Below are 14399 nucleotides of genomic sequence, written 5' to 3' on the forward strand. Positions count from 1 at the left end.
GGCGCTCCCCCGCATCACCATCACTTCCACCACAACGAGGCCAAGTGCCACCAAGATGGAGAACCCGATGAACGACCTTCGCAATGATTTCAACAGCCTGCTGGGCCAGAGCAACCTGTCCGGCAACGCTGATCGCCGCACCTTCCTCAAGACCGCCCTGGGTACCGGCTTTGCCGCCGCCGTGCTGCCGGTGTGCGCGCAGACCATGATCAAGACCGATACCCAGGGCCTGACCGCAGGCGAGGTATCCATCGAGGTCAACGGCCAGCGCGTGCCGGCCTATCGCGCCCAGCCCGAGGGCAAGACCGGCCTGCCGGTCATCATCGTGGTCTCCGAGATCTTCGGCGTGCATGAGCACATCGCCGATATCGCGCGCCGCTTTGCCAAGCTCGGCTACCTGGCCATCGCGCCGGACTTCTTCGTGCGCCAGGGCAATCCCATGGCCTACACCTCCATTGCCGAGCTGCAGAAGGAAATCATTTCCAAGGTGCCCGATGCGCAGGTCATGGGCGACATCGATGCCTACGTAAAATGGGCCGGCGAGAACGGCGGCGACATCAAGCGCCTGGGTATCAATGGTTTCTGCTGGGGTGGCCGCATCGTGTGGCTCTACAGCGCCCACAACCCGCAGGTCAAGGCCGGAGCCGCCTGGTATGGCCGCCTGGTGGGCGACAAGACCGCGCTGTTCCCGCAACAGCCCATCGATATCGCGCCGACACTGAAGACGCCGGTCATCGGCCTCTACGGCGGCAAGGACCAGGGCATCCCGGTTTCCACCGTGGAGCAGATGAAGGAAGCCCTGCAGAAGGCGGGCAACAAATCCGAATTCCACGTGTACGCCAATTCGGGTCACGCCTTCAACGCCGACTACCGTCCCAGCTATGTGGAGGCGGACGCCAAGGATGCATGGAGCAAGGTCGTGGCCTTCTTCAAGCAGCATGGCGTGGCCTGATGCTGATGCAATAAATCGGCGAGCTTCTTGTTGGTGCGCTTCTGATACAGATCAAGGCAGGGCGCACCAAGATGTGCAGCGCGCAGGCAAAGGGACGGAATTCTCCGTCCCTTTCAGATTGATGACAAAGCCTTGGCGAAAGCCAAGGCTTTGTTGTTTAATCGGTCATGCTCAAAAAACCGACAGCCGCCCAGCACGAGTTAGAGATGGTGACCATCGAGATGCTCGTGCCCAAGGACCACCTGCTGCGCAAGATCGACGCGGCGGTGGATTTCGAGTTCATCCGAGAGAAGGTGGCGCATCTGTATTGCGCCGACAATGGCCGCCCGGCACTGGACCCGGTGGTACTCTTCAAGCTCTTGTTCATCGGTTACCTCTTCGGTATCCGCAGCGAGCGCCAGCTCATCCGCGAGGTCCAGGTCAATGTGGCCTATCGCTGGTTTGCCGGATTCCGTCTGACCGACAAGGTACCGGACTCATCCACCTTCTCCCAGAACCGGCGCCGCCGCTTCATTGATACCACCGTCTATCAAGAGATCTTCGACGAGATCGTGCGCCAGGCCATTGGACGCGGCATGGTCGATGGCCGTGTGCTCTACAGCGACAGCACCCACCTCAAGGCCAACGCCAACAAGAACAAGTTCGACTACGTTCAAGTTACCCAGACCCCCTCGGCCTATCTGGCCGAACTGGATGCCGCTGTGGATATCGACCGTGCCGAGCATGGCAAGAAACCGCTCAAGCGTGACGACGATGATGAGCCGCCCACCAAAGAGATCAAGGTCAGTCGCACCGATCCCGAGAGCGGCTACATGGTGCGCGACGACAAGCCCAAGGGCTTCTTCTACCTGGATCACCGCACCGTCGATGCCAAGCATTCCATCATTACCGATACCCATGTCACGCCCGCCTCAGTCCATGACAGTCAGCCTTATCTGGCACGCCTGGATCGTCAGCGCCAGACGTTCGGATTTGATGTACAGGCCGTTGGCCTGGATGCGGGCTACTTCACACCGGCCGTCTGCCAGGGACTGGAGAATCGCGAGATCAGCGGCGTGATGGGCTACCGCACACCCAACCACAAGCCGGGGACATTCTTTAAACGGGCGTATGAGTACGATGCCTACCGTGACGAATACATCTGCCCGCAGGGTCAACCCTTGCGCTACAGCACGACCAATCGACTCGGGTATCGGGAATACAAATCCAACCCTGAGCAATGCCGAGGCTGCAAGGTACGCGAGCAATGCACCAATAGCGCCAATGCGGTCAAGGTGGTGACGCGCCATGTGTGGGAGCGTTCCAAGGAGAAGGTGGATGATCGGCGTCGTACCGAATGGGGCAAGCGCATCTATGCCCGACGCAAGGAAACGGTAGAACGCAGCTTCGCCGACGCCAAGCAATTGCACGGACATCGTTATGCCCGTATGCGGGGATTGCGCAAGGTCGCCGAGCAGTGCTTGTTGGCGGCGGCGGCCCAGAACATGAAGAAGATTGCCCTGTTGGTGGCGCGCTTGCGCGCGCTTTTACACGGTTTGAGCGCCTCTGCCAGCGTACAAAAGTGGCTACAGCGAAAAATGCGCGCCTTGCTTGGCTTCTGCGCCATCGACCATCTGCAAATTACCTGCGCCTGAAAAACAAAACCCCGTGTTCGAAAACACGGGGTTCGTCATCAACCTGAGGGACGGAATTCTCCGTCCCTTTTTCATTGAATCTCGGAAAGAACACATGGGTTTACGGCGCTTCCGGCCTTGGCACGCCGTTTGCTAAAGAAGCGATTGAGTAGAAGCGGCTAGCAGTCGGTAACCAAGACACTTACCTTCTCGCGGGGCATTGCTCGTGACGCCATCGGAGCCTTCCGATGGCCCCTCTCTTTTGACAGGACACGAGACCATGCACATTGCCCGAGCGCCCTCTCATTCTGTGTTGCCGTTTTTCGCAACACTCCCCTTGATCGATTCCCTTTCCGGCAATGCCATCCGAGGTGGGCGATGAACGCCGTCACCGATCGCTTCAACGGCAATGCCGCTACCACACTGCGTTTGCGGGTGAGGGCGGTGCGCCACGCGGCCGAAGGGATTCGTCTCTTTGAACTGGTCGCGCAGGAGGATGCCGCGTTGCCGCCCTGGACGCCGGGCGCGCACCTGCGCCTGCATTTGCAAGACGGTCTGGTGCGTGCCTATTCCCTCTGCAATACGCCGCAACAGCGCGACTTCTATGTGATTGCCGTCAAGCGCGAGAGCGATTCGCGCGGTGGTTCCGCCTTCCTGCATGAACAGGTGCAGCAGGGCGATTCGATCAGCGCATCGCCTCCCGTCAATGCCTTTCCCCTCATCGCCGACCCGCGCGCGCCGCTGCTGTTGGCCGCTGGCATCGGCGTCACGCCGCTGCATGCGATGGCCGCCGAGATGGCCGCGCAGCGCAGGCGTCATCGCCTGCATTACTTCGCGCGCAGCCTGGCACACGCTGCATTTTTCCATGAACTGGCCGCCTGTTCGCAAGGCATGTCGCTGCACCTGGGGCTGGACGGTAGTGAGACCGAGCGTGCCATCGCAGCGGCGCTCGCAGCCGTGCCGTCTTCGTCGCCGCTTTATGTGTGCGGTCCTGCACCTTTCATCGAGGCCGCGCGCCGGCATGCGCAACTGGCAGGCTGGCATGAATCGGACATTCATTTCGAATGGTTCGCTGCGCCTGTGATGGCGAATGCCGAGCCGCAATCTGCTGCGCAGGCTCATGCCGAAGAACGCGTATTCGAACTGGTCCTGCAGCGTTCCGGCTTGCGCTGCGAGGTGCAGCCCGGCCAGAGCATCGTCGCTGCCGCCGCGCAACTGGGCGTGGTCATTGGTACCTCCTGCGGCGAAGGTTTCTGCGGCAGTTGCGAGAGCACCGTACTGGACGGCCAGCCCCTGCATCGCGACAGCGTGCTCTCTGACGCCGAACGCGCGAGTGGCCGCCGCATCCTGCCTTGCGTATCGCGCTGTGCCGGCACGCGATTGGTTCTGGATCTGTAATTGGTTAGTGCGCAAAGCAAGTTCAACCCACCTGTAGAGGAAGGCTATGAAGAAGCAATCGATGCAAAAGCGGACATTCCTGCGGCACCTGGCCGCGCTGTGGCTGGGCGCGGCTGCCCTGTCGGTGACGGGTCTGGCGCACGCCGAGGACAAGGTCACGCTGCTGTCGAACTGGTATGCGCAGGCCGAGCACGGCGGCTTCTACCAGGCGGTGGCCAAGGGTATCTATAAAAAATATGGGATGGACGTGACCATCAAGATGGGTGGCCCGCAGGTCAACAACATGCAGATCCTGGTGGCGGGGCAGGCTGACTTCAGCATGGGCTATGACTTCACGGTGATGAAGGGCATCGAGCAGGGGTTGCCGCTGGTGACCGTCGGTACCTCTTTCCAGTCCGACCTGCAGGGCATGATGACGCATGACGATGTCAGCAGCCTGGGCGGCTTGAAGAGCAAGACCATCCTGGTCGCGGGCTCGGGCCAGTCGAGCTGGTGGCCGTGGCTCAAGTCCAAGTACGGCTACACCGATGCGCAGTCCAAGGCCTACACCTTCAACCTGCAGCCCTTCTTCGCCGATCCCAATATCGCGCAGCAGGCCTATCCCTCGTCCGAACTGTTCCAGGCCGACAAAGCCGGCGTGAAGAGCAAGTTCTTCCTCTTCGCCAGCGATGGCTATCCGCCCTATGGCACCACCATCGTTACGCTCCAGAAGACGGTCGCCACCAAGCCTGACCTGGTGCAGCGCTTCGTCAAGGCCACCGCCGAAGGCTGGAAGAGCTACCTGGAAGATCCGGCACCGGCCAATGCCCTCATCAAGGCCGACAACAAGAACATGGGGGATGAGCAACTGGCCTATGCCCTGGGCAAGCTCAAGGAACTCAAGGTCGTCACTGGTGGTGATGCGGCCAAGCTGGGCATCGGCGTGATGACCGACGAGCGCTGGAAACAAACCTATGACGTCATGGTCGCCACTGGCCTGCTCAAGGCCGGCACCGATTATCACAAGGCTTACACCACCCAGTTCGTCAAGGACATGAAGGTCATGCCCTGATGTTGTGACCCGCCGGTCGCTGCTGCCTTGTGCTGTCCGCAGCAGCGATCCCCTTCGCGTGAGGACGCCATGATTCCCTACACAGTACCCATGACCGCGCGTCGTATTCCGGTGATCGATTTCGCCGATGCGTTCTCGCCCGAACTGGCCCGCCGCGAGGCGCTGGCCTGGGAGATCCACAAGATCTCGCGCGACGTGGGTTTCTTCTACCTCGTCAATCACGGTGTCGCGCCCTCGTTGGTCGAGCAGCAATTCGACTTGGCGCGGCGTTTCTTTGCCTTGCCCCAGGCCAGCAAATCGGCCATCGACATGCGGCATTCCCCGTCCGGCTACGGATACGAGCGCATGGGTGCGCAGGCCCTCGATGAAGGATCGCCCGCTGACCTGAAGGAAGGCTTCCAGTTCGGCTTTGACATCGCGCCCGATCATCCTTATGTGCAGCGCGGCCTGCTGCGCTATGGCCACAACCTGTGGCCGCAGGACCTGCCGGGTTTCGAAGAGCACTCACGGCTGTATTACGACGCCGTGCGCGCCCTGTCGCATCGCCTGCTGGGGGTGATCGCACTGTCGCTGGAGATGCCCGAGGATTTCTTCGAGCCGGTGCTGCAGGCACCCATTGCCACCCAGCGCATGCTGCACTACCCGCCGCAGCCTGACGGTGCCCGGCACAACCAGATCGGTGCCGGGGCCCATACCGATTGGGGACTGGTCACCATCCTCGCGCAGGACGACATCGGCGGACTGGAAATCTGCAATGCCGATGGCCAATGGGTGAGCGCGCCGCCCATCGCGGACAGTTTCGTGGTCAACATCGGCGACCTGCTGCAGCGCTGGAGCAATGACCTGTATCACAGCAATGCACATCGCGTGCTCAATGCGGGCAGTGCACCGCGCTATTCCCTGCCGTTCTTCCAGGATGGCGACCAGGCGGCCGTGGTGGCCTGCCTGCCCAGTTGCTGCAGCGATGAACGCCCGGCGCGCTACGCACCCTGCACCATCGGTGACTACCTGGAAATGAAAGTGAAGCAGACCTTCGGGGCGGTGGCGGCGGCTTGAGCTGCCGCATGACACCTCGAAGCCAATGTATTTCGGCGAAGGCGACCGTGTTGGCACGCCGGCCGGACCACTGCGAACCACGGCGTTCGCAGTCCAAGCAGAAGGAGCAGCCTCATGCTGGTAACTCAACAAAAAGTCTTGCGCAAGTTCTGGTACGCGCTCATGCCCGTCACGCAATTGAAGGACGGTCCGCAGCCCTTCACGCTGTTGGGAGAGAAGCTGGTGGTGTGGCTCAAGGAGGATGGCTCGCCCGCCGCCCTGCAGGATCGCTGCTGCCATCGAACGGCCAGGTTGTCCAAGGGCTTCGTGGAGAACGGCAACATCGTCTGCGGCTATCACGGCTGGACCTTCAACGGCGAGGGTGCCTGCGTGCGCGTGCCGCAGAGCGTGGATGGCAGCGTGCCGTCCGGTGCCTGCGTGAAGTCGTATTTCTGCAAGGAGCGCTACGGATATGTGTGGGTGGCGCTGGAAGAGCCGCTGCGCGATATCCCTGAGTTTCCCGAGGATGGTGCGCCCGGCTATCGGCGCATTTTCCAGTTCTACGAGCGCTGGGAGACCAGTGCCCTGCGCATGATGGAAAACTCCTTCGACAACTCCCACTTCAGCTACGTACATCGCGCCACCTTCGGCCTGTATGACCAGCCCAAGCCGGAGAAATACGAGATCGAGGAAACCGACTACGGCTTCGAAGCCGAAACCCGCGTGCCCATCAAGAACGTCCCCGCCAGCCATCGCGTGACCGGCAGCACCGCCGACACCACGGTGCGCCACATGTTCAACCGCTGGTACCTGCCCTTCGTGCGCCGCTTTGGCTGCACCTATCCGGAGAGCGGCCGCCATCACATCATCTACAACTGCGCCACGCCCATCGATGATGGCGCCATCATGCTGTCGCAATGGCTCTATCGCAACGATACCGAGGAGCAGTGTTCCGAAGCCGAGCTGATTGCCTGGGATGCTCCCATCCTGGTGGAAGACCGCGAGATCCTCGAAGCCACCGATCCTGACGCCTGCATCGACGTGCGCCGGCGCCAGGAATTCCACATGGCCTCGGACCGGCCCGGCCTCATCATGCGCCGCATGCTGCTGCAATTGCTGGAAGAGCACGGCGAATCCGAAGTGTTCCGCATCCACCCCGCTGTATGAACCCGCCAGGAGATCCCATGGACAGAGATGAATTCGCCATGTCGCAGGCCGCGGCATGGGAGCAGGAGAGGGCGGCCGCTGGGGCCGCCGTGGCTGATATGCCGCCGGTGCTGTCGGCACAGCGGGTGGAGAAGACCTATCGCAACGGCACGCGCGCGCTCGATGAGGTCAGGCTCGATATCGGGCGCGGCGAGTTCGTCTCGCTGCTGGGGCCCTCGGGCTGCGGCAAGAGCACCTTGCTGAAGATGTTCGCCGGGCTGGAAGAACCGTCCCACGGCCACATCCGCTGGTGGGGCGGCAACCTGGCCACGGTCGGTACGCCCGAACGCACGCTGGCCATGGTGTTCCAGGAGGCCACCCTGATGCCGTGGGCCACGGTGGAACAGAACGCCAGGCTGCCGCTGGAGCTGCGCCACGTACCTCGCGCGCAGGCCGATGCGCGGGTGGCCGAGGCCTTGAAACTGGTGGGCCTGGAAAAATTCCACAAGGTGCTGCCGCGCGAACTCTCGGGCGGCATGCAGATGCGAGCCTCCATTGCCCGTGCGCTGGCGACCTCGCCCAACCTGTTGCTCATGGATGAACCCTTCGGGGCTCTTGACGAATTCACCCGCAACAAGCTTGATGCCGACCTGCGCGACATCTGGAGCAAGCAGGACCTGACTGTGGTCTTCGTCACCCACAGCATCTATGAAGCGGTGTTCCTGTCCTCGCGCGTGATCGTGATGGCAGCCCGCCCCGGGCGGGTGATTGCGGATGTGGCCATCGAGGTGGACGGTCCGCGTGATGAAGCTTTCCGTATTTCGGCGCCCTTCATGCAGTACTGCAAGACGCTTTCCGATTACCTCACGCTGGCCAACCAGCAAGGAGACGGCCATGAAGCCCAACACTGATCCGCTGGTCAATCGTCCCGGATTCTGGCGCGTGGTGGCGCCCCTGTCCATTGGCGTCGCCTTGCTGCTGATGTGGCAGATCGTCTGCACGCTGCTGGAGGTGCCGCCTTACCTGGTGCCCACGCCCGCGCTGATTGCCAAGACCCTGGTGGCCGATTGGGGCATGCTGATGGAGTCGCTGCTGGTCACGCTGAAGATCACCTTCCTGGCCTTTGTGCTGGCGGTGATCCTGGGGGTGTCCATCGCTTTCGTGTTCGTGCAGAGCCGCTTCATCGAGGTCAGTCTCTTCCCTTACGCGATCATCCTGCAGGTCACGCCCATCGTCGCCATCGCCCCGCTCATCATCATCTGGGTCAAGGACACCACGGCCGCGCTGACGGTATGCGCCACCATCATGGCGCTGTTCCCCATCATCTCCAACACCACGCTGGGACTGCGCAGCGTCAATCCGGGCTTGCTCAACCTGTTCCGGCTCAACAAGGCCACGCGCTGGCAGACCTTGCGCCGCCTGCGCATTCCCAGTGCCTTGCCGTATTTCTTTGGCGGCCTGCGTATTTCAAGCGGGCTGGCGCTGATCGGGGCCGTCGTTGCTGAATTCGTGGCGGGCACCGGTGGCACCGGATCGGGACTGGCCTACCAGATCCTGCAGGCGGGTTTCCAGCTCAATATTCCGCGTCTGTTTGCGGCCCTGCTGCTCATCACGCTGACCGGCATCCTGCTGTTCTGGCTGATGAGTGCGCTGTCGCGCGCCATGCTGGCCGGCTGGCATGAGAGCGAGATGGCATGATGACGACTGTCCAAGGAGCCGACCTGTCATGAACACTTTCTTGATCCGCAACCTGCAGGCCATCCTGACCGGCCTGCCCGGCGAGGCCGCGCGCCACGCCGGTCCCGACATCCGCGTGTCCGATGGGGTGATTGCCGCCATCGGAAAGCTCGATGCTCTGCCTGGTGAGAACGTGATCGATGCCGGCGATTGCGTGGCCTATCCGGCCTGGGTCAATACCCATCATCACCTGTTCCAGTCGCTGCTGAAGGGGGATCCGCTGGGCATCAATGCCACGCTCACGCCCTGGCTGGCGGCCACGCCTTATCGCTATCGCGCCAAATTCGATGCCGAGCTGTTCCGCCTGGCAGCGCGCATCGGCATGGTCGAACTGATGCGCTCGGGCTGCGGCACGATTGCCGATCACAACTACCTGTATTACCCCGGCATGCCGTTCGATACCTCGGAGATCCTGTTCGAGGAAGCGGAAAAGCTGGGCCTGCGTTTCGTCCTGTGCCGGGGCACCGCCACCCGCACGCGGCAGCTGGAGGCGGAGTTGCCCAGTGCGCTGCGGCCGGAGACGCTCGATGCTTTCCTGACCGACATGCAGCGCCTGGCCAAGCGCTTCCATGATCCCGCGCCCGCTTCGATGCGGCGCGTGGTGATGGCACCGACCACGCCGCTGTATTCGGCGGCCCCGGAGGAAATGCGCACCATCGCCGATGCCGCACGGGAGTTGGGGTTGCGGCTGCACAGCCATCTCTCGGAGACGGTCGGCTACCAGGACAGCGCACACGCCATGCATGGCTGCCGCCCGGTGGAATTCTGCGAGCGCATCGGCTGGCTGGGGCCGGACGTGTGGTTTGCGCATCTGGTGAAGCTCGATGCCGAAGAAATTGCCTTGCTGGGAAGTACCGGAACGGGCATCGCCCATTGCCCGCAAAGCAACGGTCGCCTGGGCAGCGGCATCGCCCCGATCCGGGCGCTGGAGGCAGCGGGCGTGCCGGTGTCCATTGGCGTGGATGGTGCGGCCTCCAACGAGGCGGCCGACATGATCTCGGAAACGCACGCCGCCTGGCTGATGCAGCGCGCCCGGCGCGGCCAGGAGGCGACTCCGACGTTCCGGGGCGGGGCCTTCGAAGGCGGTGCCGATGAAGCGACGGTGGAGGATGTGGTGCGCTGGGGTACGACCGGTGGCGCCCGGGTGCTTGGCCTGGACGGACTGCAGGGCCTGCAGGTGGGTCAGCAAGCTGACATCGCCTTGTACCGGCTGGATGATCCGCGCTACTTCGGCTTGCATGATCCGGCCATCGGCCCCGTGGCCTCGGGTGGCCGGCCTTTCCTGAGGGCAATGTGGGTCGGTGGCCGCGCCGTGGTTCGCGATGACGCCATCCCCGGCGTGGATCTGGCCGAACTCGGCGCGCAGGCGAGGCGGGCTATCAAAAAGATGCTCGAAGGCAATTGAGGCCAGCAAAGCCGGCTGCATGCGGCCGGCTTTGCGCGCGCTGCCCCACGAGCCACATGGGATCCCGGCCAAAACTGCTAAAATGCCGGGATGATCAAGAGACGCAATTCTCCCTTCAGTTTCTCAGCCGAGGATTTCGACGAATCCGTGGATTCCTTTGGCGCTTTCGACCCATTCCATTCCGACGCCCCTTCCCGCCACGCTGCCGGCTCCGATGCCGGCGGCCAGGCCGAGGGCGACGATGCCGCTGACGAGGTCCGTCCCCCGCTGGAACTGGACCTGACCAATCATTTCCTGATCGCCATGCCGTCCATGCTGGATCCGATCTTCGGCGGCACCGTGGTCTATCTCTGCGAGCACAACCACAACGGCGCGCTGGGCGTGGTCATCAACAAGCCCACCGACATGACCATGGATGTGCTGTTCGACCGCATCAACCTCAAGCTGGAGATCCGGCCCGACACCCCCGATGCCATGCCCGAGCTGTATCGCCGCCCGGTCATGTTCGGCGGCCCGGTGCAGGTGGAGCGCGGCTTCGTGCTGCATTCGACCTCGGAAAAGTATTCCTCGACCCTGCAGGTCACCGATGAGGTCGCGCTGACCACGTCCAAGGACGTGCTTGAAGCGGTGGCCCACGGTGATGGCCCCGAGCGCGTGCTGGTCACCCTGGGTTGCTCGGGCTGGAGCCCGGGCCAGCTCGAAGGCGAGATCGGCCGCAATGGCTGGCTGACCGTCAAGGCTGACCCGGCCATCATTTTTGAGTTGCCGGTGGAGCAACGCTTCACGGCGGCGCTGGCCCTGTTGGGCATCGATCCGGTGATGCTGTCCGGCGACGCCGGCCGGGCCTGAGGGAGCGGGGACGTTTGGATACCATCCTGGCCTTCGACTTCGGCTTGAAGCGCATCGGCGTGGCCGTGGGCAATACGGGCCTGAAGCAGGCGCAGCCGCTGGCGGTAATCAGCGAAGCGACCAATGACGGCAAGTTCGCAGCCATTGCGCGCCTGATCGCGGAGTGGCAACCGGCGCGCTGCGTGGTCGGCCTGCCCCTGCATCCGGACGGTGCCGAGCACGAGATGAGCGTGCGCTGCCGCCGCTTTGCCAACCAGTTGCACGGCCGCTACGGGCTCGAGGTCACGCTGGTGGATGAACGCTACAGTTCGGCGGTCATCCAGCACCAGCGCGGCGAACAGATCGACGACCAGGCGGCCGCCATCATTTTGCAGCAATACTTTGACGACGCACATTCATGAGCACAACACCTTCCCAGCTTGATGCAGAAGCGCTGTACCAGACCCTGGTGCAGCAGATCAAAGCCGGCCTGCAGGGCGCAACCGAGGTTGCGCTGGTGGGCATCCACTCGGGCGGCGCCTGGCTGGCCGAGCGCCTGGCCGCAGAACTGGGCCTGGCCGAACGCCTGGGCTTTGTCGATGTGTCCTTCTACCGCGACGACTTTTCCGAGAAGGGCTTGCGCGCCGACGTGAAGCCCAGCCAGGTTCCCTTCGATGTCGAGGGCGCAACCATCGTGCTGGTCGACGACGTGCTCTACACCGGCCGCACCACGCGGGCCGCCATCAACGAACTGTTCGACTATGGCCGTCCGGCGCGCGTGCTGCTGGCGGCGCTGGTGGACCGCGGTGGCCGCGAGCTGCCCATCGCCGCCGATTTCGTGGCGGCCTCGGTCGAACTCAGCAAACAAGAAAACCTGCAACTGCAACGCGCCGACGACGGCCGCTTCTCCCTTACGGTGGTCCATGCTTAATCCCCAACTCAACAAAAACGGCGAACTGCAACACCTGCTGACCATCGAGGGTCTGCCGCGCGCTATCCTGACGCACATCCTCGATACCGCCTCGTCCTTCGTCAGCATCGGCGACCGCGAAGTCAAGAAGGTGCCGCTGATGCGCGGCAAGAGCGTCTTCAACCTGTTCTTCGAGAACTCCACGCGCACCCGCACCACCTTCGAGATCGCCTCCAAGCGCCTCTCGGCGGACGTGATCAACCTCAACATCCAGGCTTCCAGCACCAGCAAGGGCGAGTCGCTGCTGGACACCATCGACAACCTGGCGGCCATGCACGCCGACATGTTCGTGGTGCGCCATGCGCAATCGGGCGCGCCCTTCCTGATCGCCAAGCACCTGATCGATACGAAGCAGTCGCACGTCCACGTGGTCAACGCCGGTGACGGCCGCCACGCGCACCCGACCCAGGGTCTGCTGGACATGTACACCATCCGTCACTACAAGAAAGACTTCACCAACCTGCGTGTGGCCATCGTCGGCGACATCCTGCACAGCCGCGTGGCGCGCTCGGACATTCACGCGCTGACCACCCTGGGCGTGCCGGAAGTGCGCGCCATCGGTCCGCGTACCTTGCTGCCCAGCGGCCTGGAGCAGATGGGCGTGCGCGTCTTCCACAACATGGAAGAGGGCTTGAAGGATGTGGACGTCATCATCATGCTGCGCCTGCAGAACGAGCGCATGAGCGGTGCCTTGCTGCCGTCGGCACAGGAGTTCTTCAAGAGCTACGGCCTGACCCCGGAACGCCTGGCGCTGGCCAAACCGGACGCCATCGTCATGCACCCCGGCCCGATGAACCGCGGCGTGGAAATCGATTCCGCCGTGGCCGATGGCGCACAGGCCGTGATCCTGCCGCAGGTGACCTTCGGCATTGCGGTGCGCATGGCGGTCATGAGCATCGTGGCTGGCAATTGAATCCGGGTGACGACGACCGTCACCGCGACGTTTTGAACGATCCGTTAAGAAGACAAGAACTGATGAAACTGCATATCAAGAACGGCCGCCTGATCGACCCGGCCAACGGCATCGACGCCCAGCAGGATGTGTATGTGGCCGCCGGCAAGATCGTCGGCGTTGGCCAGGCCCCGGCCGACTTCGTGGCCAACAAGACCATCGACGCCACCGGCCTGATCGTGGCTCCCGGTCTGGTGGACCTGTCGGCCCGCCTGCGCGAGCCCGGCTACGAATACAAGGCCACGCTGGAGTCCGAAATGCAGGCCGCCATCCAGGGCGGCGTGACCAGCCTGGTCTGCCCGCCCGATACCGATCCGGTGCTGGACGAACCGGGCCTGGTGGAAATGCTCAAGCACCGCGCCCGTTCGCTCAACCAGGCCCACGTCTATCCGCTGGGCGCATTGACCGCTGGCTTGAAAGGTAAAGCACTGACCGAAATGGCCGAGCTGACCGAGGCCGGCTGCATCGGCTTCTCGCAGGCCGAAGAGCCGATCACCGATACCACCGTGCTGCTCTCCGCGCTGCAATACGCCAAGACCTTCAACTACACCGTCTGGCTGCGCCCGCAAGACCCACACCTGGGCCGCTCGGGCATCGCCCATAGCGGCCCGGCCGCCTCGCGCCTGGGTTTGTCGGGGGTGCCGGTGATGTCGGAGACCATTGCGCTCTACACCTTGTTCGAACTGATGCGCGCTACCGGCGCCCGGGTCCACCTGTGCCGCATGTCCTCAGCTGCCGGCCTGGAACTGGTGCGTCAGGCCAAGAGCGAAGGCCTGCCGGTGACCTGCGACGTGGGTGTCCACCACATCCACCTGTGCGATCTGGATATCGGCTTCTTCGACTCCAACGCGCGCATGACGCCGCCGCTGCGTTCGCAGCGCGATCGCGAAGCGATCCGCACCGCCTTGCTGGATGGCACCATCGACGCCGTCTGCTCGGACCATACCCCGGTCGATGACGATGAAAAGCTGCTGCCCTTCGGCGAAGCCTCGCCGGGTGCTACCGGCCTGGAACTGCTGCTGTCGCTGTCGCTGAAGTGGGCGCTGGAAACCGAAGGTCAGGGCAAGGAAGTGCTGTCCAAGGCGATTTCCAAGGTGACCCATCGCGCCGCCAAGGTGGCCGGCCTGAAGGCGGGCAACCTTGCCGTGGGCAGTGCCGCCGATCTGTGCCTGTTCGATCCCAATGCATTGTGGAAGGTGCAGGGCGCCGCGCTGGCCAGCCAGGGCAAGCACACGCCCTTCCTGGGCTACGAGTTGCCGGGGGTGGTCAAGGCCACCATCGTCTCCGGGCACATTGCGTTCGAGCGTTGATT

General features: G+C 63.2%; 14 protein-coding genes. All 14 read left to right on the forward strand.

Going from position 1 to position 14399, the window contains the following annotated elements:
• Positions 1 to 67: 67 nt before the first annotated feature.
• The 14 genes from RC54_RS02230 (at position 68) to RC54_RS02295 (ending at position 14397) form a co-directional block, all read left to right on the forward strand.
• The gene (locus RC54_RS02230; protein ID WP_058894097.1) at positions 68 to 952 is read left to right on the forward strand and encodes a dienelactone hydrolase family protein; all 885 of its coding nucleotides are present in this window, start codon (positions 68 to 70) and stop codon (positions 950 to 952) included.
• A gap of 167 nt (positions 953 to 1119) precedes the next feature.
• Positions 1120 to 2586: an IS1182 family transposase gene (locus RC54_RS02235; RefSeq protein WP_244216356.1), complete on the forward strand. Its 1467-nt coding sequence runs from the start codon at positions 1120 to 1122 to the stop codon at positions 2584 to 2586.
• A gap of 357 nt (positions 2587 to 2943) precedes the next feature.
• Positions 2944 to 3963 (forward strand): PDR/VanB family oxidoreductase, encoded by a 1020-nt coding sequence (locus RC54_RS02240; RefSeq protein ID WP_061790471.1) that lies wholly within the window; start codon positions 2944 to 2946, stop codon positions 3961 to 3963.
• 61 nt (positions 3964 to 4024) lie between these two features.
• Positions 4025 to 5014: an ABC transporter substrate-binding protein gene (locus tag RC54_RS02245; RefSeq protein ID WP_231738911.1), complete on the forward strand. Its 990-nt coding sequence runs from the start codon at positions 4025 to 4027 to the stop codon at positions 5012 to 5014.
• Positions 5015 to 5083: 69 nt separating this feature from the next.
• Entirely contained in the window at positions 5084 to 6070 is a 987-nt protein-coding gene (locus tag RC54_RS02250) for an isopenicillin N synthase family dioxygenase (RefSeq protein WP_061790470.1), read from the forward strand.
• Between the two features lie 114 nt (positions 6071 to 6184).
• The gene (locus RC54_RS02255) at positions 6185 to 7216 is read left to right on the forward strand and encodes an aromatic ring-hydroxylating dioxygenase subunit alpha (RefSeq protein WP_061790469.1); all 1032 of its coding nucleotides are present in this window, start codon (positions 6185 to 6187) and stop codon (positions 7214 to 7216) included.
• 17 nt (positions 7217 to 7233) lie between these two features.
• Entirely contained in the window at positions 7234 to 8106 is an 873-nt protein-coding gene (locus tag RC54_RS02260; RefSeq protein ID WP_061790468.1) for an ABC transporter ATP-binding protein, read from the forward strand.
• The gene (locus tag RC54_RS02265; protein ID WP_061790467.1) at positions 8090 to 8893 is read left to right on the forward strand and encodes an ABC transporter permease; all 804 of its coding nucleotides are present in this window, start codon (positions 8090 to 8092) and stop codon (positions 8891 to 8893) included. The genes RC54_RS02260 and RC54_RS02265 overlap by 17 nt, the downstream gene beginning before the upstream one ends.
• Before the next feature lie 28 nt (positions 8894 to 8921).
• Positions 8922 to 10337, forward strand: coding sequence for an amidohydrolase family protein (locus RC54_RS02270; RefSeq protein WP_061790466.1), 1416 nt, complete (start codon positions 8922 to 8924; stop codon positions 10335 to 10337).
• A 90-nt stretch (positions 10338 to 10427) separates the two neighbouring features.
• Positions 10428 to 11186: a YqgE/AlgH family protein gene (locus tag RC54_RS02275; RefSeq protein ID WP_174526147.1), complete on the forward strand. Its 759-nt coding sequence runs from the start codon at positions 10428 to 10430 to the stop codon at positions 11184 to 11186.
• Positions 11187 to 11200: 14 nt separating this feature from the next.
• Entirely contained in the window at positions 11201 to 11587 is a 387-nt protein-coding gene (gene ruvX / locus RC54_RS02280) for a Holliday junction resolvase RuvX (RefSeq protein ID WP_008334858.1), read from the forward strand.
• Complete coding sequence (gene pyrR / locus RC54_RS02285) at positions 11584 to 12096, forward strand: bifunctional pyr operon transcriptional regulator/uracil phosphoribosyltransferase PyrR (RefSeq protein ID WP_061790465.1); 513 nt, start codon at positions 11584 to 11586, stop codon at positions 12094 to 12096. Before ruvX ends, pyrR begins: the two co-directional genes overlap by 4 nt.
• Entirely contained in the window at positions 12089 to 13048 is a 960-nt protein-coding gene (locus RC54_RS02290; RefSeq protein ID WP_017454302.1) for an aspartate carbamoyltransferase catalytic subunit, read from the forward strand. The genes pyrR and RC54_RS02290 overlap by 8 nt, the downstream gene beginning before the upstream one ends.
• A 62-nt stretch (positions 13049 to 13110) precedes the next feature.
• Positions 13111 to 14397, forward strand: coding sequence for a dihydroorotase (locus RC54_RS02295; RefSeq protein WP_017454303.1), 1287 nt, complete (start codon positions 13111 to 13113; stop codon positions 14395 to 14397).
• Positions 14398 to 14399: the final 2 nt, after the last annotated feature.

The sequence above is a fragment of the Herbaspirillum rubrisubalbicans genome (assembly GCF_003719195.1).
GTDB lineage: Bacteria > Pseudomonadota > Gammaproteobacteria > Burkholderiales > Burkholderiaceae_D > Herbaspirillum > Herbaspirillum rubrisubalbicans.

Excerpts from the sequence above, each read along its gene's own strand:
- RC54_RS02230 (WP_058894097.1), top strand. The coding sequence starts at position 68 with ATGAACGACCTTCGCAATGATTTCAACAGCCTGCTGGGCCAGAGCAAC.
- RC54_RS02235 (WP_244216356.1), top strand. The coding sequence starts at position 1,120 with ATGCTCAAAAAACCGACAGCCGCCCAGCACGAGTTAGAGATGGTGACC.
- RC54_RS02240 (WP_061790471.1), top strand. The coding sequence starts at position 2,944 with ATGAACGCCGTCACCGATCGCTTCAACGGCAATGCCGCTACCACACTG.
- RC54_RS02245 (WP_231738911.1), top strand. The coding sequence starts at position 4,025 with ATGCAAAAGCGGACATTCCTGCGGCACCTGGCCGCGCTGTGGCTGGGC.
- RC54_RS02250 (WP_061790470.1), top strand. The coding sequence starts at position 5,084 with ATGATTCCCTACACAGTACCCATGACCGCGCGTCGTATTCCGGTGATC.
- RC54_RS02255 (WP_061790469.1), top strand. The coding sequence starts at position 6,185 with ATGCTGGTAACTCAACAAAAAGTCTTGCGCAAGTTCTGGTACGCGCTC.
- RC54_RS02260 (WP_061790468.1), top strand. The coding sequence starts at position 7,234 with ATGGACAGAGATGAATTCGCCATGTCGCAGGCCGCGGCATGGGAGCAG.
- RC54_RS02265 (WP_061790467.1), top strand. The coding sequence starts at position 8,090 with ATGAAGCCCAACACTGATCCGCTGGTCAATCGTCCCGGATTCTGGCGC.
- RC54_RS02270 (WP_061790466.1), top strand. The coding sequence starts at position 8,922 with ATGAACACTTTCTTGATCCGCAACCTGCAGGCCATCCTGACCGGCCTG.
- RC54_RS02275 (WP_174526147.1), top strand. The coding sequence starts at position 10,428 with ATGATCAAGAGACGCAATTCTCCCTTCAGTTTCTCAGCCGAGGATTTC.
- pyrR (WP_061790465.1), top strand. The coding sequence starts at position 11,584 with ATGAGCACAACACCTTCCCAGCTTGATGCAGAAGCGCTGTACCAGACC.
- RC54_RS02290 (WP_017454302.1), top strand. The coding sequence starts at position 12,089 with ATGCTTAATCCCCAACTCAACAAAAACGGCGAACTGCAACACCTGCTG.
- RC54_RS02295 (WP_017454303.1), top strand. The coding sequence starts at position 13,111 with ATGAAACTGCATATCAAGAACGGCCGCCTGATCGACCCGGCCAACGGC.